Annotated in this window: 26 protein-coding genes; 10 read left to right on the top strand and 16 right to left on the bottom strand. The window is 63.0% G+C overall.

From position 1 onward, the window contains the following. Positions 1 to 106 precede the first annotated feature (106 nt). The 4 genes from NKH50_RS17800 to NKH50_RS17785 form a co-directional block, all read right to left on the bottom strand. Complete coding sequence (locus NKH50_RS17800) at positions 107 to 427, bottom strand: Bbp19 family protein (protein WP_352880166.1); 321 nt, start codon at positions 425 to 427, stop codon at positions 107 to 109. Further along, a complete protein-coding gene (locus NKH50_RS17795; RefSeq protein WP_352880164.1) occupies positions 424 to 2,175 on the bottom strand; it encodes a portal protein in 1,752 nt (583 codons plus the stop codon). Before NKH50_RS17795 ends, NKH50_RS17800 begins: the two co-directional genes overlap by 4 nt. Positions 2,176 to 2,355: 180 nt before the next feature. After that, positions 2,356 to 3,519 (bottom strand): acyltransferase family protein, encoded by a 1,164-nt coding sequence (locus NKH50_RS17790; protein ID WP_352880162.1) that lies wholly within the window; start codon positions 3,517 to 3,519, stop codon positions 2,356 to 2,358. A 313-nt stretch (positions 3,520 to 3,832) separates the two neighbouring features. Beyond that, on the bottom strand, positions 3,833 to 4,426 hold the full coding sequence (locus NKH50_RS17785) for a hypothetical protein (protein ID WP_352880160.1): 594 nt from the start codon (positions 4,424 to 4,426) through the stop codon (positions 3,833 to 3,835). 132 nt (positions 4,427 to 4,558) lie between these two features. Between NKH50_RS17785 and NKH50_RS17780 the strand changes: the two genes are divergently transcribed. Continuing rightward, a complete protein-coding gene (locus tag NKH50_RS17780; protein ID WP_352880158.1) occupies positions 4,559 to 4,849 on the top strand; it encodes a hypothetical protein in 291 nt (96 codons plus the stop codon). A 39-nt stretch (positions 4,850 to 4,888) separates the two neighbouring features. Here the strand turns inward: NKH50_RS17780 and NKH50_RS17775 are convergent, their stop codons facing one another. The 5 genes from NKH50_RS17775 to NKH50_RS17755 all read right to left on the bottom strand — a co-directional run bounded on the left by NKH50_RS17775 (position 4,889) and on the right by NKH50_RS17755 (position 7,637). Next, a complete protein-coding gene (locus tag NKH50_RS17775) occupies positions 4,889 to 5,092 on the bottom strand; it encodes a hypothetical protein (protein WP_023675723.1) in 204 nt (67 codons plus the stop codon). Between the two features lie 70 nt (positions 5,093 to 5,162). Continuing rightward, the gene (locus tag NKH50_RS17770) at positions 5,163 to 5,918 is read right to left on the bottom strand and encodes a phage terminase large subunit family protein (protein WP_352880156.1); all 756 of its coding nucleotides are present in this window, start codon (positions 5,916 to 5,918) and stop codon (positions 5,163 to 5,165) included. Between the two features lie 71 nt (positions 5,919 to 5,989). Then, complete coding sequence (locus NKH50_RS17765; RefSeq protein ID WP_352880154.1) at positions 5,990 to 6,748, bottom strand: terminase large subunit domain-containing protein; 759 nt, start codon at positions 6,746 to 6,748, stop codon at positions 5,990 to 5,992. Positions 6,749 to 6,827: 79 nt separating this feature from the next. Continuing rightward, on the bottom strand, positions 6,828 to 7,226 hold the full coding sequence (locus NKH50_RS17760; protein ID WP_254819622.1) for a hypothetical protein: 399 nt from the start codon (positions 7,224 to 7,226) through the stop codon (positions 6,828 to 6,830). A 3-nt stretch (positions 7,227 to 7,229) separates the two neighbouring features. Further along, positions 7,230 to 7,637, bottom strand: a complete 408-nt coding sequence (locus NKH50_RS17755; RefSeq protein WP_352880151.1) for a hypothetical protein — start codon at positions 7,635 to 7,637, stop codon at positions 7,230 to 7,232. Between the two features lie 764 nt (positions 7,638 to 8,401). Between NKH50_RS17755 and NKH50_RS17750 the strand changes: the two genes are divergently transcribed. Continuing rightward, positions 8,402 to 8,707, top strand: coding sequence for a hypothetical protein (locus NKH50_RS17750; RefSeq protein ID WP_023675713.1), 306 nt, complete (start codon positions 8,402 to 8,404; stop codon positions 8,705 to 8,707). A gap of 39 nt (positions 8,708 to 8,746) precedes the next feature. Here NKH50_RS17750 and NKH50_RS17745 read toward each other — a convergent pair whose 3' ends face one another. Next, a complete protein-coding gene (locus tag NKH50_RS17745; protein WP_254819626.1) occupies positions 8,747 to 9,178 on the bottom strand; it encodes a DoxX family protein in 432 nt (143 codons plus the stop codon). A gap of 264 nt (positions 9,179 to 9,442) precedes the next feature. Then, positions 9,443 to 10,195: a tryptophan 2,3-dioxygenase family protein gene (locus NKH50_RS17740; RefSeq protein ID WP_352880149.1), complete on the bottom strand. Its 753-nt coding sequence runs from the start codon at positions 10,193 to 10,195 to the stop codon at positions 9,443 to 9,445. A gap of 156 nt (positions 10,196 to 10,351) precedes the next feature. Here NKH50_RS17740 and NKH50_RS17735 point away from each other — a divergent pair, with 156 nt between their 5' ends. Then, the gene (locus NKH50_RS17735) at positions 10,352 to 10,828 is read left to right on the top strand and encodes an Lrp/AsnC family transcriptional regulator (RefSeq protein WP_254819628.1); all 477 of its coding nucleotides are present in this window, start codon (positions 10,352 to 10,354) and stop codon (positions 10,826 to 10,828) included. Here NKH50_RS17735 and NKH50_RS17730 read toward each other — a convergent pair whose 3' ends face one another. Further along, positions 10,829 to 11,302 carry an Lrp/AsnC family transcriptional regulator gene (locus NKH50_RS17730; RefSeq protein WP_352453704.1) on the bottom strand — a complete coding sequence of 158 codons (474 nt, stop codon included), beginning with the start codon at positions 11,300 to 11,302 and terminating at the stop codon, positions 10,829 to 10,831. A 109-nt stretch (positions 11,303 to 11,411) separates the two neighbouring features. Here NKH50_RS17730 and NKH50_RS17725 point away from each other — a divergent pair, with 109 nt between their 5' ends. Beyond that, the gene (locus NKH50_RS17725; protein ID WP_352880147.1) at positions 11,412 to 11,978 is read left to right on the top strand and encodes an RBBP9/YdeN family alpha/beta hydrolase; all 567 of its coding nucleotides are present in this window, start codon (positions 11,412 to 11,414) and stop codon (positions 11,976 to 11,978) included. A gap of 57 nt (positions 11,979 to 12,035) precedes the next feature. On the opposite strand, the gene NKH50_RS17720 is transcribed toward NKH50_RS17725, so the two are convergent. Continuing rightward, positions 12,036 to 12,995, bottom strand: a complete 960-nt coding sequence (locus NKH50_RS17720) for a prohibitin family protein (protein WP_352880145.1) — start codon at positions 12,993 to 12,995, stop codon at positions 12,036 to 12,038. A gap of 297 nt (positions 12,996 to 13,292) precedes the next feature. Here NKH50_RS17720 and NKH50_RS17715 point away from each other — a divergent pair, with 297 nt between their 5' ends. From NKH50_RS17715 to NKH50_RS17695, 5 genes are all read left to right on the top strand, one after another. Further along, on the top strand, positions 13,293 to 13,661 hold the full coding sequence (locus NKH50_RS17715) for a hypothetical protein (RefSeq protein WP_352880143.1): 369 nt from the start codon (positions 13,293 to 13,295) through the stop codon (positions 13,659 to 13,661). Next, positions 13,658 to 13,966, top strand: coding sequence for a hypothetical protein (locus NKH50_RS17710; protein ID WP_254819633.1), 309 nt, complete (start codon positions 13,658 to 13,660; stop codon positions 13,964 to 13,966). The genes NKH50_RS17715 and NKH50_RS17710 overlap by 4 nt, the downstream gene beginning before the upstream one ends. An 11-nt stretch (positions 13,967 to 13,977) precedes the next feature. After that, complete coding sequence (locus tag NKH50_RS17705; protein WP_023675702.1) at positions 13,978 to 14,160, top strand: DUF3606 domain-containing protein; 183 nt, start codon at positions 13,978 to 13,980, stop codon at positions 14,158 to 14,160. 187 nt (positions 14,161 to 14,347) lie between these two features. Next, complete coding sequence (locus NKH50_RS17700) at positions 14,348 to 14,566, top strand: hypothetical protein (RefSeq protein ID WP_352880141.1); 219 nt, start codon at positions 14,348 to 14,350, stop codon at positions 14,564 to 14,566. Positions 14,567 to 14,610: 44 nt separating this feature from the next. Further along, positions 14,611 to 15,222 (top strand): hypothetical protein, encoded by a 612-nt coding sequence (locus NKH50_RS17695; RefSeq protein WP_352475530.1) that lies wholly within the window; start codon positions 14,611 to 14,613, stop codon positions 15,220 to 15,222. A gap of 15 nt (positions 15,223 to 15,237) precedes the next feature. Here the strand turns inward: NKH50_RS17695 and NKH50_RS17690 are convergent, their stop codons facing one another. Beyond that, entirely contained in the window at positions 15,238 to 16,143 is a 906-nt protein-coding gene (locus NKH50_RS17690) for a S1C family serine protease (RefSeq protein WP_254819635.1), read from the bottom strand. A 248-nt stretch (positions 16,144 to 16,391) separates the two neighbouring features. Between NKH50_RS17690 and yghU the strand changes: the two genes are divergently transcribed. Continuing rightward, positions 16,392 to 17,279 (top strand): glutathione-dependent disulfide-bond oxidoreductase, encoded by an 888-nt coding sequence (gene yghU, locus NKH50_RS17685; protein WP_352691410.1) that lies wholly within the window; start codon positions 16,392 to 16,394, stop codon positions 17,277 to 17,279. Positions 17,280 to 17,586: 307 nt separating this feature from the next. Here the strand turns inward: yghU and NKH50_RS17680 are convergent, their stop codons facing one another. Both NKH50_RS17680 and NKH50_RS17675 read right to left on the bottom strand, forming a co-directional pair. Then, entirely contained in the window at positions 17,587 to 17,838 is a 252-nt protein-coding gene (locus NKH50_RS17680; protein ID WP_302896853.1) for an exopolysaccharide production repressor protein, read from the bottom strand. 153 nt (positions 17,839 to 17,991) lie between these two features. Beyond that, positions 17,992 to 19,185 carry a KamA family radical SAM protein gene (locus NKH50_RS17675; RefSeq protein WP_502896256.1) on the bottom strand — a complete coding sequence of 398 codons (1,194 nt, stop codon included), beginning with the start codon at positions 19,183 to 19,185 and terminating at the stop codon, positions 17,992 to 17,994. Positions 19,186 to 19,614 lie beyond the last annotated feature (429 nt).

Raw genomic sequence — 19,614 nt, 5'->3', positions numbered from 1 at the left:
GGCAAAATATTGTCATTCCCTTATGAGTTGGCCGGGCTCGCGGACTCCCGCGAACGATCGGTCGGAGCAGGCCATGACTGTGGCAAGGCCGCCGCTCCTAAGCCCGCTACCCTTCCAACCGCGCCGCCTTCTCCAGCGCCGCCAGCTGCGCTTCGTCCAGCGTCAGGAACCCCGTAATGTGCTGCACCACTTCGGCCCGCGCGTTGCTGAGCGCGCTGTGCAGCTCGAAGCCGTTCGGCGTCTTGGTCTTGGCCAGCCATTCGCCGTAGGACGGGCGGCGGTAGTACCCGGTGACGCTGGCTAGGTCAGCCAGCACCATTTCGCCGTCCTGGCCTGAGAACACTCTGAGATAGGCCTTGGCCAGCGCATCCCGCGCCTTGGCCGGGCCGCCGGCCTGGCTGGAATGGGCGAAGCGTTTTTGGCTCATGCCCCGCCACCCTGTATGTCGCCACTCTGCACGTCACCGCCCTGCGGCATCAGCCCGCCGAGCCCATCGAGCAAGCCGCTATCGCGCGCCTGCACTGCCGCCGGCACGGCATCCCTGGCCAGCTTGCCGGCAGAAACGATCGAAGCCATGCCTGCTTGTGCGGTTTGAGCCTTGGCTCTGGCATCGCGGATGCCCGCCACCTCGTCCTGGCGGCGGAAGATGCGCTGTGGGCTGCGGCCGGCGCCCTGCACGATCTTCAGCGCCTCGTCGCCGTCGATGTTGTCCATCACGCCGGGATCGAACTGCGCCATCTGCATGGCGGTGGTGACAACCTGGATGGTGTCGCGTGCCTCGGCCGAGCGGCGCAGCACGTCGAGCGGGCCGGTGAAGGTCGGCCGCAACGCCTTGCCGGCAAGGCTCGCCGGCGGCAGGAAGCGGCTGTCTTCCTCGTAAAGTCCCTTGTCTTCCAGAATACCCAGCTCGCGGTCGAGATTCGAGGCAAAGCCCGCCTGGATAATCGAGCCGGAGGGGCCGAGCAGCGCGCCCTTTTCCTCTTGCCGGATCAAGGCCTCGGTCGCCGTCATCTGCGGGTCCTGTACCAGCGTCTGGAACAGATTGACGAACATCATGTCGCGGATCTCCTCGGCCCGGCTGTCGGCGTAATTGAAGGCATAGGTCGGGTTCTGGCCGGTGGCGATCGGCGCGATCAGCGGCCGGCCGGCATCGTCGATCAGGCCCGGGTAATTCTCGCCGGGATTGAGCACCGGCACGTAGTCGAGCCTGGCTTTCGAGGCGGTCGCCGGATCGGTGATCTGCTGAAGTGCGCGCAGGCCGGAGCGCCGCACGGCGTTCTCTTCGCGCACCGTCGTCAGTGCCTCGATGGTTGGCGAGATGCCGTAGGGATCGCCTTCGTAGCGGCGCCAGTTGAAGCACGATACCGGGAAGGAGCGAAAACCGCCTTCCCTGACGATCGCCTCCTCGTCCTCGATCACATGATAGGACGCGAACGCGGTGTCGAGATACTGGTAGGAGCCGCTCAGGCTGTACATCTTGCGCTCGTCGCGCGGCTGGATGCACTGGATCAGCGAGATTTTTGTCTCGCATTTGGCGGGGTCGTCGACCAGAACTTTGATCCGCGCCGGCAGTCTGTCGTAGCCGAGCAATTGCGCCGCCTGTCTTGCGGTGCGCTCGTAACGGCGGTGGAAAATGTCGACCTGGCCCCAACGGTTGCGCGAGAGATAGCCCTCGACCACCGGGATCGAGGCATAGCGGATCAGCGTGCTGCCAAAACCCTCCTCGGCGTAGAGATAGGCCGGGCCGTAGCGCACGACATTGCGCAGGCAGGCCTGCGTTGCCGGCACGAAGTTCGAATTGGCGGAGTAGCGCAGCGAGAACAGGAAATCGCGCAGCGCTTCCGCCCATTCCTTCTCCTCGTCGGTCTCATCGTCGTTGATGGCCGCGGTCGACAGACCGTGCCATTTCTCGGATTGTGGAATGATCAGGCTTTCCAGTCCGGCGGCGAGGCGATTGGCGGCCGAGTTGATCGTATTGGCGTAGACACGCGCACCGCGCCGCTCCTGCCGCTCGGCCTGCGAGTCCGCGCCGGCCTGCCGGCGGCCGCTCCACATGTCGGGCGCATCGGGGTCGCAGAACTCGGACACCGCCTCCCAGACATGCTCATACTGGCTGCGTTCGCTCTCCAGTTCAGCCTGTCGCGACAGAATATCGCGAGCACGGGAATCGCTCATGGTCAGCCTCGCTTGATGGAATTGATTGAAAAAGAAAACGGCGGGACGCCGAAGCCGCCGATCTCCCCACTTGAGGGGGAGAGGTCCGGTAGGACAGAGGGGGTCGTCTCGCGTGGATCGGCGACCCCCTCTGTCGCCTTCGGCGACATCTTCCCCTCAAGCGGGGAGATTGGAAGCGCCTTATTCCGCCGGCGTCGCCTCCAGCGCGGCTTTGCGCCCAAAGCGCTGCACCACGAAACGTCCCATCTTCTGGCCGGGCACTTCGATCAGCGTATAGGTGATCCAGGACAGCAGGCACACCACCGGCAAGACGACGACAACAACGATCGCGAAGCGCAGCGGCGCCGACAATTCGTGGCCGAACTGGGTGATGACCAGAGCCGCCGCCGGCTGGAGAACCAGCAGATGGATCAAATAGATGCTGAAGGAAAGCTCACCCATCAGATGAAAGAACCTGTTGGCGAGCGTCATGGCGATCTTTCTGGCAACGGTGCCCATCATTCCGGGCAGCATCCGGTAGAGAACCAGCGCAAAGAAACCCACAACGAGCGCTTCCCGCATCAAAAGCTTGCTCAGCCCATAGCCGCCGCCGAACGGCAGAGCGGCCAGCAGCATAGCCAATGTCAGATACACGAAAGGCCGCTTTTGCCTTTGATGGACGACGCCCGCCAGCAGCATCCCGCACAGGAAAATCTGCATCTTCAGCGGCAGGAACGACGGCATCGGAAAATGCACCGACAATTGTCCCATCAAGAACACGATCGCGCTGCCGGTCGCCGGGACCAGAATGGCGCTCCATACCCAGTCAAGCCTGCGGACCAACAGCATAATCGCCGGGAACACTGCATAGAATTGCATCTCCAAGCCAAGGCTCCAGTCGGGCAGCGGCGTGCGATAAGCGAAATCCGGCACCAGGCCGAACAGGAACAGCAGATGGGCGCCGATGTTTTTCAAGCCGCTGTCGAGATAACGTTCGGGCGCCTGCGGCGACCGCAGCAGGAACTCGTCGATGACCATCCTGGACTGGTAGAGATAGGGGCCAAGCGCCAGGGCGGCGAACAGCATGACGTAGAACAGCGGCGCAATCCGGAAATAGCGGCGGGTCCAGAACTTCAGCCAGGTTTCCGGCCTTTGCCAGGGCTCCTTGTCCTGGCGCAGCTGGTAGTGGAACACCATCAGGAAGCCGGACAGCATGATGAACAGATCGACGCCGAGATCGGGCTCGCCGAGAATAGGAATGTGCCAGCCGGTCAACAGCAGGCAGTGTCCGATGAGCACCCAGATCGCGGCGAGCGCCCGAAGCCCGTCCAGGCACTCGATGCGCGATGACCGGGCTTCTGTCATGCCGGACTCCTCGATAGCCATGTTGCATTGCAGCATGGCTGCTGAGGAAGGAATGTCAACCGTGCCGAAGGAACACGAATTGCGCTCGGCTGTTACGGAAAACGCGGAAGCTGCGATCTCCCCCCTCGTGGGGGAGATTGGCAGCATCACCGCTTCTTCACCAACCTTGCGTGCCGGCGCCAGTACCACCACGCCAGCACCCGGTTGCGGAACACTCTTCTCATGGCGCCCATGTCAAACCCCCAGCAGCACGCGGCGCTGGCCGGTGAGGTCGCCGGGCGACAAATCGGTCTTCACGGTTCCTGCAGTGCCATCATTGGCCGCAAGCTGAGCCCGTAAAGCGGCTTCGCGCGCCTGCACGTCCTTGTCGGCAATGGTCGGTGTCGGCGCCAACGGCTTCAGCGCCGGCGGCTTTTGAAAAAGGCACATGGTTTTCTCCAAAGTGAGAGCTTCTTGTCCAGTCGTAGAGCAGAAAGTCCTCGCCGTTCCGGCCATAGCCCGGCAGGCGGCAGCGTTGCGTCGCGCCCAGCCGGGCAAGCCAGCGCAGCGCCAAACCGTTGGCGGCCAAGGCGCGGGCCTCGACCCGCCAGGCGCCGCGCGCGGCAACTTCAGGCCCGAGCACCGCGTGAAAGAACTCCGTAATAGCAGGCACGCAGCGCCTCATCCGGCGCGTGCCCCAACTCCAAGCGATCCACAATCCGCTGCGCTGCTCGGCAGCACCGAAGCCGGCCTCCGGATTGCCGTCGAGCTCGGCGACATAAGCAAACCCCTGCAGTGCCGTCAGCGCCAGCAAAGCCGGCGACCACTCGTCGAACTGGCAGTCGATCTCGGCCCGGTCTTCTGGACGCAGATTGGCGGCGATGTAGCTGAGGTCGCGCAAAGTGGCGGGGATGATGCGGACGGTCATGTTGGGCCACTTTCCAGCAAGCTGCGAAGCGGAGAGCCATAGGAAAACGAGGCCGCCAAGCTAGATTGACTCTCTTTGCCGTCTGGATTTCCTTGGCCTATGATTTGTGGGTTTACCTATGGGGACAAGCGCATGACTTGTAGTAACTGCGCGCCGATCGAGGAGACCCGTACTATCTTTAGCACCGATCGTCTCGCGGCGGCGATCACGATGGCCAAAGAGGCCATACGCGACGGTATTCTGCAGGAAGTACCGGGTGGTCCTATGTCGAGTGTCATCCCGTTCTCGGATCTCAACCCGGACGGGCCATGGGACGATCTGCTTCGTTACCGCTTTCGGTGCACGACCTGCGCACAGGTTTTCTTGCTCTCGGCTGAGACCTATCACGGCAGTGGCGGCGAATGGGCTAAGGAGGCCGGCTAAGCTTTTCGGCGCTTCGTCACTATGCGTCCGCCGCGAACCTCAGTCCTGGCGTATCTTCGCGGACATCCGGCTGTCGATCTCGGTCAGCTTGGCGAGAATGCCTTCCTGCGCCTGCACCATCGCCTGTTGAACGCGGATCAGCTTGAAGGTGAGCCAGATCGTTACCCAAAGGCTTGCTGCGAGATAAATCAGCATCGGCATCCAGGAGATGAATATCCCGAGCAGCGAGTTTTCCGATTCCATATTGCCCCCTGATATGATGTTGCCGCTACATCGTCGTTTTGCCGCCGGGCGTGCATAAACGCAAGCATCGTCACCGAAACGCCCCCAGCGGATCGGCCTGCCCGGCCTTCCGCCGGGCCGCCTTGAACACCGCCGGGTCGACCTGCGCTTCCCGCAGCATCATCACGCCATAGCGGGTCGCGGCCATCAGATCGTCGCGCAGCTTCACCACCTGGCCGTCCCTGCGGTGATAGAGCCGGAACTCCTCGAACCAGGGCAGAAGCGTCGAAAACACCTTGAAGCGGCCGGATTGCATGCGGTCGAGCATGTCCATCAGTCCGGCCTCGACCGAGACCGACCCGTCGGCGAACTGCGCATGGCTGGCGAGCATGTTCAGCCCATGTCCCGAATATTGCCTGGCAAGTGCGGTGCCGGCACCTTCCAGCGTCTCGCGGCGGCCGTCGCGCGGCCATGCCCAGGGCAGCCAATCGCCCCACGGTTTCAGCGTCAGCGCCTGCATGGCGGGAGTCTGCTGCGAGGCACGGCAGGCCTTCGTGACATAGACGACATCGGCTTCCGTATCCCAGGCAAGCTCGACCGCGGCCGAGGGATGGTCCCAACCGAAATCGAGTGCGCCGAGCCGCGGCCAATAGCGCGGCAGCCGGAACGGCTCGCAGGCGATCAGCTCCTCGGCCACCGGAAAGATGCGGCCGGAGCCGAGCACCGGAATGCCCTTGGCACGCGCCTCGCGCTCATGCGCCGGATAGGCGGCAATGATCTCGGCGCGCTGCTGCGGCGTGTAGTGCTCGGCGTCGTCGATGGTCATGAAGGTGACGTGACGGGTCATTGTTTTCACCCTCGCGGCATTGAATCATGGTGGCAGGTATTGGACGTATGCTGCTGTTCGGTAAGATGTTTTCATGATGGCGGGACAGCGCCCCCCTCTGTCCTGCCGGACATCTCCCCCTCAAGGGGGGAGATGGCAGCTTCAGCGTCTCGCTTATCCACAAGCATTGGAGATTGGCGAAAGCCAATGCGACATCCAATCTCCCCACTAGAGGGGGAGATGTCCGGCAGGACAGAGGGGCGCGCGAAGGAACGCGAGTTGCGCGATTTCGCAGCCCTGTCATCCCCTCCCATCCCTCCCACCTGCTCCGCGGACAAAAACAGCAGCACCACATCGCTCATGCCGAGCAGCGGCGTGAAGGTGACGATGGTGATGCCGCCGGTGGCGTTGGTACGAGTCAGCCCTTCGGAATAGATGTCGAGCGGCGGCTCCTCGTCGAACCAGACGCCGTGCAGCGTTTCGCCCTGCCATTTCTCGCGACCCTTCTCGTAGCTCTTGAACGACAGCACGGATTCGCCGGCCTGCACGTCGCCACCGCCGCCCCAGGCCACCACGACGCTGTCGAGCGCGCCCGGCGCCCGCCCCGCCATCGTGCTGAGGATCGCGTCGGCCGGGATCATACCGGTGCCCCACGCCGCCTGCTGCTGCGGCGGGCCGATCAGGATACGCTGCGGGTTGTCGCGCGTGCTTTCGCCGGTGACGCCGGCCGCCCACATCCGAACCGGACAATCGAAAACCTTGCCTTGCCACCAGTCGGGATAGCGGCCGGTGAGGTGCATCGCCCACTCGGCGCCGCCGGCCCTGGTCTTGCCGAGCTGGTTGCCGGCCATGAACAGGCGTTCGCGATTGGTCGCGCCGGCGGCGTGGAATTCGGCCTGTCGGGGATAGGGCCGATAGGCGGCAAGCTGGTTAGTGCGGCGCCTCCGGTCCAGCTCCGCCAGCAGGCTGAGATATTCCTTCCTTGCCGCCCGGCTGTGCGAGGCCTTTTTCGAGGCCCGGCTTCTCGAGGAACGGCCTAAGGACGGCTTCGAGGCCGCGGATGCGCTGCCTGATTTCGTCATCGCTCAATGCATCCAGATTGTTGATGTTGACACTAAGATCCTTGGGCAGCACCGACAGCACGAGCTTCAGATACTGGTCGGGCTTTTCGGCGCGCACCTCGGCGATGACGCCGGCGCCATGGGCGCGGAAATCGGCGCGGATCGCTTCGAGAAAGCCGTCGGCCAGCGTCTTCTTCGCCCGCCTGGTCTGCTTGCCGGGTGCTTGATCGTGCGGCTGCGGATCGCCGGCGGAAGGAGCTTTGGCCATGCCCTACTCCGCCGTCCCGGCGGAGATCGCCGGCTTCTTGTTGCCTGGCCGCACGATGCGCTTGCGCGGCTTCGCTTTCTTGGCGGCGCGCGCCGACTTCGGCTTCGGCGGCTGGCTTGCCGATTTCGCATCGGTCGTCGTGCCATGCCCCAACGTACTGGCGTCGGGCAACGCATTCAGCCTTGCCCTTAGAATTGCCGCCGCCTTGCCGTCGAGTGCTCCCAACGGGAAGCCGAAACCGCCGACCGCGTCGCCGGGGCCGCCGCGCACCATGCCGATCCGCACGCCGACGACAACCTGCTCGAAGCGGCCATGGCGTGCATAGGGTGCGGCGCCGGCGAACTCGCCAATAGCGCTGACGACCTCTCGGCCGTCATCGTCGATGATGATGGTGGCGTAACGGTTGGACATGGGGATGTTCTCTGGGGATGGGCGCTCAGTGGCGCATTGGAAAATTTACGATTGGTGAGACTTGCAGTTCCGACGATCGCCAGAGCCGCGTTCCTTCGCGCCCGCCGATTTAACAGCCGGCAGTTCACGTAGCGTTTGGTCCAAAAATGAAGCCTGAAACAAAAAACCCGCCTCGGCGGGCGGGTCGTTGGAGCCAATTAGCACCATACCCAGATTAGTAGCATAGCTGCCGGCACAAAGCAAGAACAAAATGTGGCACGGCGGCAGAAAAAAATGCGAACTTCCCTCGGTGCCTCGGCTGTCAGCCGGCAAGCTTGCGTTCCTTCGCGCCCCCCTCTGTCCTGCCGGACATCTCCCCCACGAGGGGGGAGATCGGCAGCTTTGGCGGCAGCGCCTTTTTGCACCTACAAAATTGGCGAAAGCGGCAATGACAGCCAATCTCCCCACTACAGGGGGAGATGTCCGGCAGGACAGAGGGGGGCGCTGTCCCGCCGACTTCATAGCCAACTCACGTAACGTCCGATCGAAAAAGAAGCCTGAAACAAAAACCCGCCTCGGCGGGCGGGTCGTTGGAGCCAATTAGCACCATACCCAAATTAGTAGCATAGCTGCCGGCACAAAGCAAGAACAAAATTCACCTGAGACGCGAAAAAAACGCAGAGTAGCCGATTGGCGAAGCACACTGGAATGTCCGCCGAGACGCCACCGTCCGGATCAGAACAGGCATTCGCGCGTTTGACCCTTAGCCAATGGGAGCAAAAATCATGAACGTCGCCAATCTGCAACTCGAAGGCCTGCTTATGGCCATCGCATCGATCAATCAGGTACTGGTCCGCAAGGGCGTGCTCTCCGTCGAGGAGATAGATATCGCATTGCGCAAGGCCGAAGCCAGCGAGACCAACGAGGAAAGGTCCGAGGGCATGTCGGCGTCGAGCCGCGACGCAGTCAACTTCCCGATCCGACTGCTGGAGTTGGCCAATCAGTGTCAGCCGGAGACGGACATGCCGTCCTTCTCAAAACTGGCGCGCATGGTCGGTCAGATCAAGGAACCTTACAACGACCAGATGTGACGCCGCGATCGAGGATGACCGCCGCAGCAAGCTTTGGCATTACCCCCTGCCAAGCCTCAGCGCCAGGACGCGGCCCGGCCCATGCACGGCGGCAAACAGCAGCCCTGCCAGGAAGGTGAAGTGATCGACGAAGAAGCCGAACTCCGCCTGGTTGCCGGCCCAGTGCGACGGCCCGTGGAAGGCGAAGCCCAGGAACAGCACATAGGCGCCGGCGACGAGTGCTGCCCATGAGAAGAAGGCGCCAGTCAGGAAGCATAGAACGAGGACGACCTCAAGCAGGGCTGCGCACCAGGCCAGGAAGAGCGGGAATGGAAACCCGGCCGCCGCGATATAGCCGGCGGTGGCGCCGATATCGACGAATTTGAAGATCACGGCCATCAGGAAGACGGCTGCGAAGATCAGGCGGGCGATAAGGATTGCCGCGGTCTGCCACGGCGACTGGACGGTTGATTGAGCGGTTTCCAAGGTCACGACGTCCTCCCAAGAGTTACGATGGTTGTGCCCCAAGGACGCACCACCAGCCGCAAGCCCGACATCATCCCCCGAAAAACCTGCAGGAGACAAGTGCGCGGGGAGAAGGCCTCGCAAGACCAGGTTTCCTCGCCCCTATTCATGGGGGAGAGGTGGCGCGGCGAAGCCGCGACGGAGAGGGGGGCTGTGCCGGGAAGAAAAGGCCCCTCTCCGGCCGCTTCGCGGCCCTCTCTCCGCCGCGAGGCGAGGAACCCGAGCCTGGAACTACCTTAAGTTCACCTTCGGCTTGCTAATCGGCTCCCGTACCGTTCCATACTGGCTGCCCCAGCGGTCGGTCATCGCCCAGCGTATGTCCCAGAGTTCCGGGAAGAAGCGGTGGCGGGCGCCGGCCTCCAGCAATTCGACCGGCCTGCCCTTTAGCGATTTCGCGCCGAGGCCGATCGTGCGGTGGATGAGATAGAGGTGGTTGGCGCGGAATTTCTGGAACAGCTCGTCGAACTCGACCAGCGCTTCGGCAACGACATAGCTGTCGCCGTGATCGTAGCCGGTATCGTAGACATCCTCGACCGAGAGGCCGCGGCCGTCGAGGTATGACGCCTTGAAGGCCCGCCACAGATCCGGCGGCAGACGCAACAGCTGCTTGAAACCCGGCGATTCCTGACCGCTGCCATTGCCGAGCTGCAGCCGGATCTGCTGGTATTCCTTGGGCGACATGGTTTCGAGCAGGTCGAGCTGCGCCGTCATCAGCCGCATCAGCCGGTGCACGCGTCCCATCAGCGTGACGATGCGATGCGTGTCCTGCTTTTCCAGGAAATCGACGACGTCGACCAGCGTGTAGGCGATGAGCTTCATCCACAGCTCCTCGACCTGGTGCACGATCTGGAACTGCAGCTCGTCGGCATTCACCATCTCGGCCAGCGGCTTCTGGCAGGCCAGCAGCCTGTCACATTTGAGGTAGACGCCATAGTCGCGCATCTCAGGCGTTTCAATGCGGGCATAATAGTCCTGCTTGTCCATGGCCATGCTCCTTGCCGCGGCCGTTGGGCCGCAGGCGTTTGTTGGATCCCAGTCCCCGAGTCTAATCGCTTTCTTGCCGAACATTGTCCCTTTCTGTTATTCGATTGGCGGGAAATGAAGGACGAAAGCTGCTTCTGAAGCAGACAGAAAGAACGAATGATGCTGGATGCGGTCGACCGGAAGATCGTCGCGGCGCTCGAACGCGATGCCCGCACCTCCTTTGCCGCGCTCGCCGACGAGGTCGGCCTGAGCAAGACGCCGTGCTGGAAGCGGGTCAAGGCTCTGGAGGATGCCGGCGTCATCCGCGGCTACTCGACCCGCATAGACCCGGCCAAGCTCGGCTTCGGCATCGAAGCCTTCATCCAGGTGTCGATCGATTTCGAACTGTCGGACGCCTTCGAGGCGGCGGTCAAACAGCATCCGCTGATCCGCCGCTGCCACGCCACGACTGGCGAGGCCGACTATCTCCTGCAGATCGTCACCGTCGACATGATGGCGCTCGACAGGATGCTGCGCGAGGAGCTCAGCCGGCTGCCCGGCGTGCGGCGCACCATCACCTCGATGGCGATGCGCGAGATCAAGGGCGGCATCTCGTTCGCCAATGCCGTCGGGCATACGCAGACCAAGCGATAGTCAGGCCCTGGTCATCAATTCGCGTCCCAGCCGCTTCGGTTGCTCGGCGCGCAGAACCACATTTGTCGTCACCGTGCCGTAGTGGCCGATGCTGTCGACGATGCTTTCAAGGTCGGGCGGTGACGGGACCACGACCTTGACCAGAAAACAATCCTCACCGGTCACCCGCAGCACCTCGACCACCTCCGGCAATTGGGCGAACTTCTTCAGGCAGGCCTGGATATGCTCATGCGTGGTGCGCAGGCGGATGACCGCCATGGTGCCGAGCCCGAGCGCTGCCGAATTGATCACCGCCTTGTAACCGGTGATGACCCCGCGCTCCTCCAGCCGCTTCACCCGTTCCGAGGTGGCGGGCTGGGACAGTCCGACGCGGCGGCCAAGCTCGGAGATGCCGATGCGGCCATCCTCCTGCATGATCTCAATGATCGCCAGATCGGTGGGATCGAGCCTTGGCCGATAATCGCCGTTCCGCATGATCGCCTTTAATCCATCGGATTTCGTCGCTGCTTTCCGATGATCTCTCATTCCGCTGCCAGGGGGAAGACCTAGAATTGCGCGCGACATCAGGAAAGAAGGGCTTCGCATGACCGACTTCATCATTGTGCCGGGCATCGGCGGATCGGGCAAAGCCCATTGGCAGACGCATTGGCAGCAGGCAAGCCCGGCGATGCGGCGGTTCAGTCCGGCGAGTTGGGATGCGCCGGATTTCGACGACTGGGTGGCAGCACTGGAAACCGCTGTATGCCAGGCATCGACACCGCCGGTGCTCGTCGCCCATAGCCTCGGCTGTCTGCTGGTCGTACACTGGCAGCTGATCTCCCCCCGCTCTATCGGCGGCGCGTTGCTGGTCGCGGTTCCGGACCCTGCGTCGTCGGCCTTCCCCTCCTCCGCCCGGGCCTTCGCCGACGCGCCGCAACAACGGCTTCGCTTTCCGTCGCTGATTGTCGCCAGCACCAACGATCCCTACGGCTCGCTGGACTATGTCAGGGCGAAATCCGAGCGCTGGGGCAGCGATCTCCATATCGCCGGGCCGCTTGGCCACATCAATGGCGACAGCGGGCTCGGCGACTGGCCGGTGGGAATGGAGCTGCTGACGGCTTTTCTCGGGCGAACGCAAGCAATCGCCCGAGCCGCCGTGCTTCAGCCGTGACCGCAATGGGACGGCTACCGCGCCGTCCTGATCTGGTTTGCGCCGCGGCGCCGCGCCTCAGTTCGATGCTGCGGCAGGCGTGCTGAGCTCCAGAAACGGCACTGTCGAACCCGGGATCATCGACTTCGGCAATTCGCCGTTCCATCTCTCCGCCTTGGTCAGTTCGACCAGCAGCGGATTGTTGGCGATTGCGGCGGCGCGAGCCTTGATGGCGCCCGCGGTCGCATCGCCTTCGACCCTGGTCTTGTAGGCGCTGGCCTCGGCTTCGGCCTTGACGCTGTCGGCGCGGCCCTTGGCCTGTGTGACGGCGATATCGGCCTTGATCTTTTCCTGCTGCAGGTTCTGTTCCTGCTTCTGCACCTCGACCTGCGCCGTCATCCTGGCTTCTACCGCCTGCTCGTAGGCGTCGGAGAAGTCGATGTTCTCGACCTGCACGCTGTCTATCATCACCGGGCCGTCGGTTACCGCCGCGATGGCGTCGGCGACGTCCTTGTTGAACTTCGCCCGGTTCTGGATAACCGACACCGCGTCGTACTGGCCGAACACGGTCTTGATCTCCTGCGGTGCTTTCCTGGCAATGACACGGTCGGCCAGTGCCGCGATCGATCCGTAATTGGTGTAGACGTTGCTGACTTCCGCGGCCGGCACGTGGAAGTTGACGGTGACGCGCATGTCGGCCGGCTGCTGGTCGCGCGAATAGGCCTGCATGGCCGGCAGGCCGCTGCAATCGTTCTGGTTCTCGCAGCCCCATTTGAGCACCTGCTGGCGCAGGCTGATCTTCTCGACGCGCTGCAACCACGGCAGCTTGAAATGCAGTCCGGGATCGACGACCGAACTCAGCGCCCCGTTGGTCAAGAGCACGCCGCGGTCGCCCTGGTCGATCGTGTACCAGGATCCAAACAGCGCAAAGATGCCGAGCGCCACGATGAGGAGTGCGACCAGGCCGGAACCGATCGACCCCGACGCCGTCCCCGGCTTGCCCTGCGGACGGCCTGAATTGCCTTGCGTTTCGGTCATTACCCCACCCCAACCCGATTGCCCGTGCTGCTTTTGCCCACAATAGTGGCGGCATTGCAATCCTCTGGATATGGAAGGACCTTCGCGCCGGCCCCGGACCGGCGGGGTGTCAGGCTGGCTAGCGGATTTCCCCTGCTGTCGCGGCAGCGGGCTGGGACGCGTTGGCTGGCATCTCCTTCTGCCGTTCGGCATCGCTTTTGCGCTTCGGGCAATCCTCGTAGTCGTGGTCGCGCCCACCGCAGTAGGAGCAGCATTTTCCCGGCGCGTCGGAGCGAAGCATCGTTGGCATGCACAAGGATGCACGAAAACCCGACAGATTGCGACGGCTTGCGCACCGGCAACGTCGATTTCGCCACGGAACCGCTGCCGCCGCATGAAAGTTATCTGCTCATTGCAACGGGAGCACAGGACATGGCCGACGACCCGAACCGCTACGAGACCGGAGCGAGGAAATATCCGGCAAAGATGAGCCCCGACGCGGCCGACCAATTTTCGCAGGATGCGGCCGGCAACAAGCCGCCTCCCGGCGGCATGGGATTGACCAGGCCGGCTGACGATTTCGACGACAAGACCCGGCATTCGGAGGGCCAGAACCCGCCGCGCGCAGCGATCCGGCCAGACCACAAGGCCACCGCCAAGAAGCCCGGCGAGGACCCAAAACGATGAACGTCGCCAATCTCCAGCTCGAAGGATTGATGATGGCGATCGCGGCCGTCAACAATGCGCTGGTCCACAAGGGCCTGCTGTCGGTCGACGAGGTCGACATGGCGTTGCGCCAGGCCGAGGCGGCGATGACCAGCGACGAACGTCTCTATGAAGACATGTCGCCATCCAACCGCGACGCCGTCTGTTTTCCGCTCAGGCTGCTGCAGGCGGCCAACAATGCCCAGGGGGAAACCGGCGTACCGTCCTTTGCCGAACTGGCAAGGATGGTCGGCCGGACCAAGCAGCCCTATAACGACCAGATGTGATGGAGGACGCCATGGCCGACGACAAATCCAAGACCAAGCAGGATCGCAAACTGGTTTCCGGCGAAGAGCCATACGAGGTCGCTGCCTTTGCCCGCAAATACGGCATACCGCAAAGCGAGGCCGCGACCATCATCAAGCGTTACGGCCCCTCGAGGAGGAAGCTCGACGCGCATATGGCGAGCCGCAACGCCTGAACCAATTCTGGCGGCGGCCGCCGTTCACGCCGGAAGCGTCCCTGCCCTGCCGCCTTGTCGAGAGTATCGGCACCGTCAGCCATGACCTGTCGGGTTCGGCCCTGTGGGGATTCAACGCCTGGTTTTGACAGCCGCGGAATACTCTCGCGGCGCAACAACTCATTTACCTCGACGCTGTACCAGTCCGGTGAGCAAAGCCGGGGGTCGGATGCAGGAACAATTATTGCGCTACGAATGTGTCATGGAGCCGAACGGCCGTTGGATGGTGTGGGACATCGTTCACGATCTGCCGGCGCAATTTTCGGAAATCGCGCTGATCGGCCTGAGCCGTCGTGAAGCGGTTTCGCTCTGCCGACTGCTCAACGAGACGAGCCTTTCCGAGACGCGGCAGAGCCGGGCCTCCTGAGAAGCGCGTGCGTCTCCGGCCTGCCAGGCTAAGAGGGATTTCACATGCGGTCGACAATATTCGGTTTGGTCTTGTTGCTACCGGCCGCCGCACTGGCAGAACCGATCGAGACGCAGAAGATCATCACCGCGGCGACCGGCGACTGGAACGGCGACGGTGCCGCCGATCTGGCGATGATCGTCGAGACCGAACCCGGCCATCCCATGGACCTGCATTTGTTCCTCAGGGACCGCGACGGTAATTTTCTCAGACCTGCCGGGGTCGTGCATGAACAGATTTACGGCGAATGGAAGGATTACGAGCGGCCGGGCCCCGCCACATCCGACACCGAGCCCGAACTCACTGCGCTCCCCAACGGCTCGATCAAGCTCTATGTTCCGGCGATGGAGATCGGCAGCGAGCGGACCAACAAGACGCTGACGCTCGCCTGGCGCAACGGCACGTTCGTCGTCGCCGGTTTTGCCTATGAATATTGGGATTACATGGACGACAATGTTGCCGGCGACTGCGACTACAATGTGCTGACCGGCAAGGGCAAAAGCAGCAAGAAGTTGGCGGACGGCAGCACCAGGCAAGCGACCGTATCGGTCGAAGGCAAGGTCATCCCATTTGCGGAATGGACTCCGGGCACTGGCTTCAGCGCTTGCGGAGAGTGAGAGGTTTCGGTTGCCTCACTGCAGCGGCGGCTTCCACAGCAGACTGTTGCGATCGGCGGACTTGACGCGCAGCCAGGTTTCGCGGCCGTCGCGCAGCACCCGGAGCGGGATCTCGGCGCCCGCCGGGCCGCTGTTCCAAAGCTTGCGATAAAAATCGGCAAGCCCATCGACCGCCGTGTCGCGGACATCCGAGATGACATCGCCTTGGCGAAGGCCCGCCTGGGCGGCTGGACCGCCCTCGGCGACGCTCATCACCACGACCTTGCCGTCGCTCTCCGCCGAGAAGGCGCCGAGCCACGGCCGCGGCGGCTTGGCGACCTGCCCGCGCGTCAGCAGATCGTCGAGGATGGGCGGCAGAAGATCGATCGGCACCACCATGTTGATGTCGGCGACCTCGCCGTTGCGGCTCATCTGCAGGCGCAGCGAACCGATGCCGAGCAGCCTGCCATCCGCGCCGATGAGGCCGGCGCCGCCCCATGAAGGGTGAGCCGGCGCCGTGAAGATCGCCTCGTCGAGCAGATATTCCCAATAGCCGGCGAATTCCTGCTTGGTGACGATTCGCGCCCGCACGGAGCGGCCGACGCCGTCGGAGAGCACGACGGGATCGCCGATCTTCGCCCTGGACGCGTCGCCGAGCGCAATGGCGGGCAGCCCGAGCGGCGCCAGCGCCTGCACCAGGCCGAAGCCCGACTCCTGGTCGTAGGCGAGCGCATGGGCGGGAACCACGCGCCCGTCCTGGTCGGCCAGCCAGACCTCCTCGGCCTCGGTGATGAGATAGCCGATGGTGAGTACCAGCCCGTCGCCGCGGATGACCACGCCACTGCCCTCGCGGCGGGTGCCAAGTGTATTTGCCGTGAAGGCGTCCTCCGGCACGGTGGCGCGGACGGCCACGATGGATCGCAAAAGGGGTTCGATATTCATGCTTTGGTTCCTGGCAATGTTCGCAGGCTGATATGGGCTATAGGTATGGCGCAGGTGATCAGGCGCAAGAGGTGGCGCCGGCTTTGGCGTGGACCGGCGCCGCGCCGTTTGCGCCGGGTTTTGCAACAGCGCCGGCAGCCCTATCTGTACCTACGGCTATCCCAAGCTGCCCTATGCAAAGTTCCTCCGCCACTACCCACGTTGATATTTGATATCCTCCCAACCCAACCCTTCCAAAGGCCTGCCAAATGAACGACTACGCAACGGACCAATACACGCCGCCGAAAGTCTGGACCTGGAACAAGGCAAATGGCGGCGCTTTCGCCAGCATCAATCGGCCGATCGCCGGCCCGACGCACGACAAGAAACTGCCGGTCGGCAAGCATCCGCTGCAGCTTTATTCGCTGGCGACACCGAACGGCGTCAAGGTGACGATCATGCTGGAGGAACTTCTGGCGCTCGGCCACAGCGGCGCCGAATACGACGCCTGGCTTATCAGGATCAACGACGGCGACCAGTTCGGCAGCGGCTTCGTCGAGGTCAACCCGAACTCGAAGATCCCGGCCATGATGGATCGCAGTGGGAAAAAGCCGGTCCGCATCTTCGAATCCGGCTCGATCCTGCTCTACCTCGCCGAAAAATTCGGCGAATTCCTGCCGACGGAGCAGCCGGCTCGCGCTGAGACCCTGTCATGGCTATTCTGGCAGGTGGGCTCGGCACCCTATCTCGGTGGCGGCTTCGGCCATTTCTATGTCTATGCGCCAACGAAGATCGAATATGCCATCGACCGCTTCGCCATGGAAACCAAGCGGCAGATGGACGTGCTCGACCGACGCCTCGCTGAAAGCGAGTATTTAGGCGGCAGCCACTATACGATTGCCGACATTGCGGTGTGGCCCTGGTACGGCGGGCTGGCCAAGGGCCGCATGTATAACGATTCCGGCGAGTTCCTGGAGGTGGAGCAGTACAAGAACGTGCAGCGTTGGGCCGACGCCATCGACGCGCGGCCGGCGGTCAAGCGCGGCCGCATGGTCAACCGCACCTTCGGCGAGCCTTCGATGCAACTGCACGAGCGCCATGATGCCAGCGATTTCGAGACCAAGACGCAAGACAAGCTCGCGGCGGCCAAAAGCTAAGCCGACGACGCGCCGATCTCTCGCCTTGTAGGGGAGATCGGCAGCTTCGGCCGACTGCTCAGGCCGTCTCTACCGCCGCCATCCACAGCCGGCATCAACAAAAGGGAACAAGGGAGCTTGCCAGCCGGTTGTAAAATGTGGCGTTGGGCACGGTCGTACAAGCAGCAGGCAGGTTTTCCCGCTAGCTCAAAAACGACGATATGAGTTGGGCGATATATATTAGTTGACTAAACTAGCGGAACGTCCAATGCACATTCCCAGAACCGAACATGTCCTGTCTAGACCATCATATCTATATGGGACATTACTACATAAGCTGAACGCGACCTCGACGGTTCGGCGGCACTGCCCTCAGACGCCGCGGCTTTACCTCCGCGCTTTTCGCCCCGGATCCGTAGATCAACCGGACGACGAACAGGAAATATCCAACCTGCATGACGATCAAGGTCAAGATCGTCCAGGCCAGCGTCTTCCAGATTGAACCCGTCGCAAGGTAAGTCGAGATCGCCACGATGGACGATATGGTGGTCAGCCCCACCAGGAACCGTGGAAAGTTCATGACTTTTGCGCCGCCCCGTAACTCGCAACAGCCGGGACGAACTCCCCTAACCCATTACCCCGGACCAACGTTTTCACTATTTTGGCAATTGCGCAACCACCAAATAGAACAGCAGTTAACGCATGCTTCCGTGATCAAGGGCTGTGTGTCAGGTCACCAAGGTGGGCTGGCTTGGACGGCGGCTGCGCGTCCCTCCTCCCCGACCAGCTCTCCATAACCCCTCACAACCCCATCAAGCCCACGTATTCGCCACGTCTCCCCTTCGCACGCCTCGAGATAGGACTGGCCGAGCGGGACTTTCCCTCCGCCGTCCGGCAGGTCCAGCACGTAGACGGGATTGCAGATGCCGGACAGGCGCGCACGCAAGGCGCTGACCAGCGCCTGGCCCTCGGCGATCGTGGTGCGCCGGTGCGCCATTCCGCGCACGAGGTCGCCGTGGTGCAGGTAATAGGGTTTGACGCCAAGGCGATACATCAGCTCGCGGCACAGCTCTTCCAACACCTCGACCGTATCGTTCACGCCTTTCAGCAGAACGCTCTGGTTCAGCAGCACGAAGCCGCCCTGCCTTAAAGTACGGCAGGCCCGCTCGGTCGCCTCCGTGATTTCGCGTGGATGGTTGAAATGGGTGACGACAGTGACCATCAGCCGGCCCTGCAAGGCTTGAACCAACCGGCCGGTGACGCGCGACGGCAGCGCGACGGGTACGCGAGTGTGGATGCGCAACAGCCGCACGTGCTGGATCGCCTCGAGACGGGCGCGGATTTCCGCCAGCGCCTTGTCCGGCAGCGACAGCGGGTCGCCGCCGGTCAGGATCACCTCGCGGATTTGCGGATGGGCCGCGATATAGGCGAAGGCCTCGTCGAGAGCTTCGCGCGTATAGCCGCGGCCGATCGAGGTCAGCTGCTCCTTGCGAAAGCAGAACCGGCAATAGACGGCGCATTGATAGGTCGGGAACAGCAGAACCCGGTCGGCATGGCGATGCGTCAATCTCGGCACCGGACTGAAGGCGTGGTCGGCGATCGGGTCGTCGAGCTCGCCCTCCTGCTCTGCCAGCTCGTCGGGCGACGGGATGACCTGAAGCCGTATCGGATCGGCGGGGTCGTTCCAGTCGATCAGGTCGAGATAGGCCTTGGGGATGCGAACCTTGTGGCGCGTGGCCGCAGCTTCGGCCGCCGCCCGCTCGGCTGGCGACAGCGGCAGCGAATCCAGATCGCCTACATGCCGCACGCCGACGCGAACATCGTCCCGCCATGCGGCATCCGCTTCGCGAGCGCGCCGGTCATCGGCTGTCATGCCGGCCGCATCGACCGCCATGCTGGCGTCGGGGATGTCGGGATGTGAGGTCATTGCAGGCTCCTTCAATTTCGGCCGGGGTACAGCATTGGAGCCAGGACTTGAAGACAATAAGCGGTGTTGGCCGGGTTGGAGGGCGCGGCAGGAAGCCACAACCGGCCACTGATCGGCACAATCGTCCAACAGCGCTGAGACACAACATTAGCTTGCGCTCATATTAGCTTGAGCGTATACACATAAACGGCCGGTCATCTACCCCCCAACCGGTTAGGCTCGGCGCCAGTCCCTCCCTACCCCTCAGGTCAACGACGCCGGGCCGCTCGGGGTCCGCCCGGTCGCCCGCGGCTGAGACCGGATCGTCGACCTCTTCGATGTCGATCATGCCCCCTGCTCAAGCAGCACCCAACTGAACATACCAGCTGAACACATCGGCGATGCCCGCGTCTCTCGGCCTTCCCGTCGCCGGCCGCGGTCGCTAATCTC

This window comes from Mesorhizobium sp. M1027 (assembly GCF_040318745.1).
Classification (GTDB): domain Bacteria; phylum Pseudomonadota; class Alphaproteobacteria; order Rhizobiales; family Rhizobiaceae; genus Mesorhizobium.
Note: the sequence above shows the minus strand (reverse complement) of the source record. Positions and strands in the feature narration are given on the sequence as shown.

Bases quoted from the DNA above. Each gene is read 5' to 3' on its own strand.
- NKH50_RS17800 (WP_352880166.1), bottom strand. From the start codon at position 427: ATGAGCCAAAAACGCTTCGCCCATTCCAGCCAGGCCGGCGGCCCGGCC.
- NKH50_RS17795 (WP_352880164.1), bottom strand. From the start codon at position 2,175: ATGAGCGATTCCCGTGCTCGCGATATTCTGTCGCGACAGGCTGAACTG.
- NKH50_RS17790 (WP_352880162.1), bottom strand. From the start codon at position 3,519: ATGACAGAAGCCCGGTCATCGCGCATCGAGTGCCTGGACGGGCTTCGG.
- NKH50_RS17785 (WP_352880160.1), bottom strand. From the start codon at position 4,426: ATGACCGTCCGCATCATCCCCGCCACTTTGCGCGACCTCAGCTACATC.
- NKH50_RS17780 (WP_352880158.1), top strand. From the start codon at position 4,559: ATGACTTGTAGTAACTGCGCGCCGATCGAGGAGACCCGTACTATCTTT.
- NKH50_RS17775 (WP_023675723.1), bottom strand. From the start codon at position 5,092: ATGGAATCGGAAAACTCGCTGCTCGGGATATTCATCTCCTGGATGCCG.
- NKH50_RS17770 (WP_352880156.1), bottom strand. From the start codon at position 5,918: ATGACCCGTCACGTCACCTTCATGACCATCGACGACGCCGAGCACTAC.
- NKH50_RS17765 (WP_352880154.1), bottom strand. From the start codon at position 6,748: ATGGCCGGCAACCAGCTCGGCAAGACCAGGGCCGGCGGCGCCGAGTGG.
- NKH50_RS17760 (WP_254819622.1), bottom strand. From the start codon at position 7,226: ATGGCCAAAGCTCCTTCCGCCGGCGATCCGCAGCCGCACGATCAAGCA.
- NKH50_RS17755 (WP_352880151.1), bottom strand. From the start codon at position 7,637: ATGTCCAACCGTTACGCCACCATCATCATCGACGATGACGGCCGAGAG.
- NKH50_RS17750 (WP_023675713.1), top strand. From the start codon at position 8,402: ATGAACGTCGCCAATCTGCAACTCGAAGGCCTGCTTATGGCCATCGCA.
- NKH50_RS17740 (WP_352880149.1), bottom strand. From the start codon at position 10,195: ATGGACAAGCAGGACTATTATGCCCGCATTGAAACGCCTGAGATGCGC.
- NKH50_RS17735 (WP_254819628.1), top strand. From the start codon at position 10,352: ATGATGCTGGATGCGGTCGACCGGAAGATCGTCGCGGCGCTCGAACGC.
- NKH50_RS17730 (WP_352453704.1), bottom strand. From the start codon at position 11,302: ATGCGGAACGGCGATTATCGGCCAAGGCTCGATCCCACCGATCTGGCG.
- NKH50_RS17725 (WP_352880147.1), top strand. From the start codon at position 11,412: ATGACCGACTTCATCATTGTGCCGGGCATCGGCGGATCGGGCAAAGCC.
- NKH50_RS17720 (WP_352880145.1), bottom strand. From the start codon at position 12,995: ATGACCGAAACGCAAGGCAATTCAGGCCGTCCGCAGGGCAAGCCGGGG.
- NKH50_RS17715 (WP_352880143.1), top strand. From the start codon at position 13,293: ATGCACGAAAACCCGACAGATTGCGACGGCTTGCGCACCGGCAACGTC.
- NKH50_RS17710 (WP_254819633.1), top strand. From the start codon at position 13,658: ATGAACGTCGCCAATCTCCAGCTCGAAGGATTGATGATGGCGATCGCG.
- NKH50_RS17705 (WP_023675702.1), top strand. From the start codon at position 13,978: ATGGCCGACGACAAATCCAAGACCAAGCAGGATCGCAAACTGGTTTCC.
- NKH50_RS17695 (WP_352475530.1), top strand. From the start codon at position 14,611: ATGCGGTCGACAATATTCGGTTTGGTCTTGTTGCTACCGGCCGCCGCA.
- NKH50_RS17690 (WP_254819635.1), bottom strand. From the start codon at position 16,143: ATGAATATCGAACCCCTTTTGCGATCCATCGTGGCCGTCCGCGCCACC.
- yghU (WP_352691410.1), top strand. From the start codon at position 16,392: ATGAACGACTACGCAACGGACCAATACACGCCGCCGAAAGTCTGGACC.
- NKH50_RS17680 (WP_302896853.1), bottom strand. From the start codon at position 17,838: ATGAACTTTCCACGGTTCCTGGTGGGGCTGACCACCATATCGTCCATC.
- NKH50_RS17675 (WP_502896256.1), bottom strand. From the start codon at position 19,185: ATGACCTCACATCCCGACATCCCCGACGCCAGCATGGCGGTCGATGCG.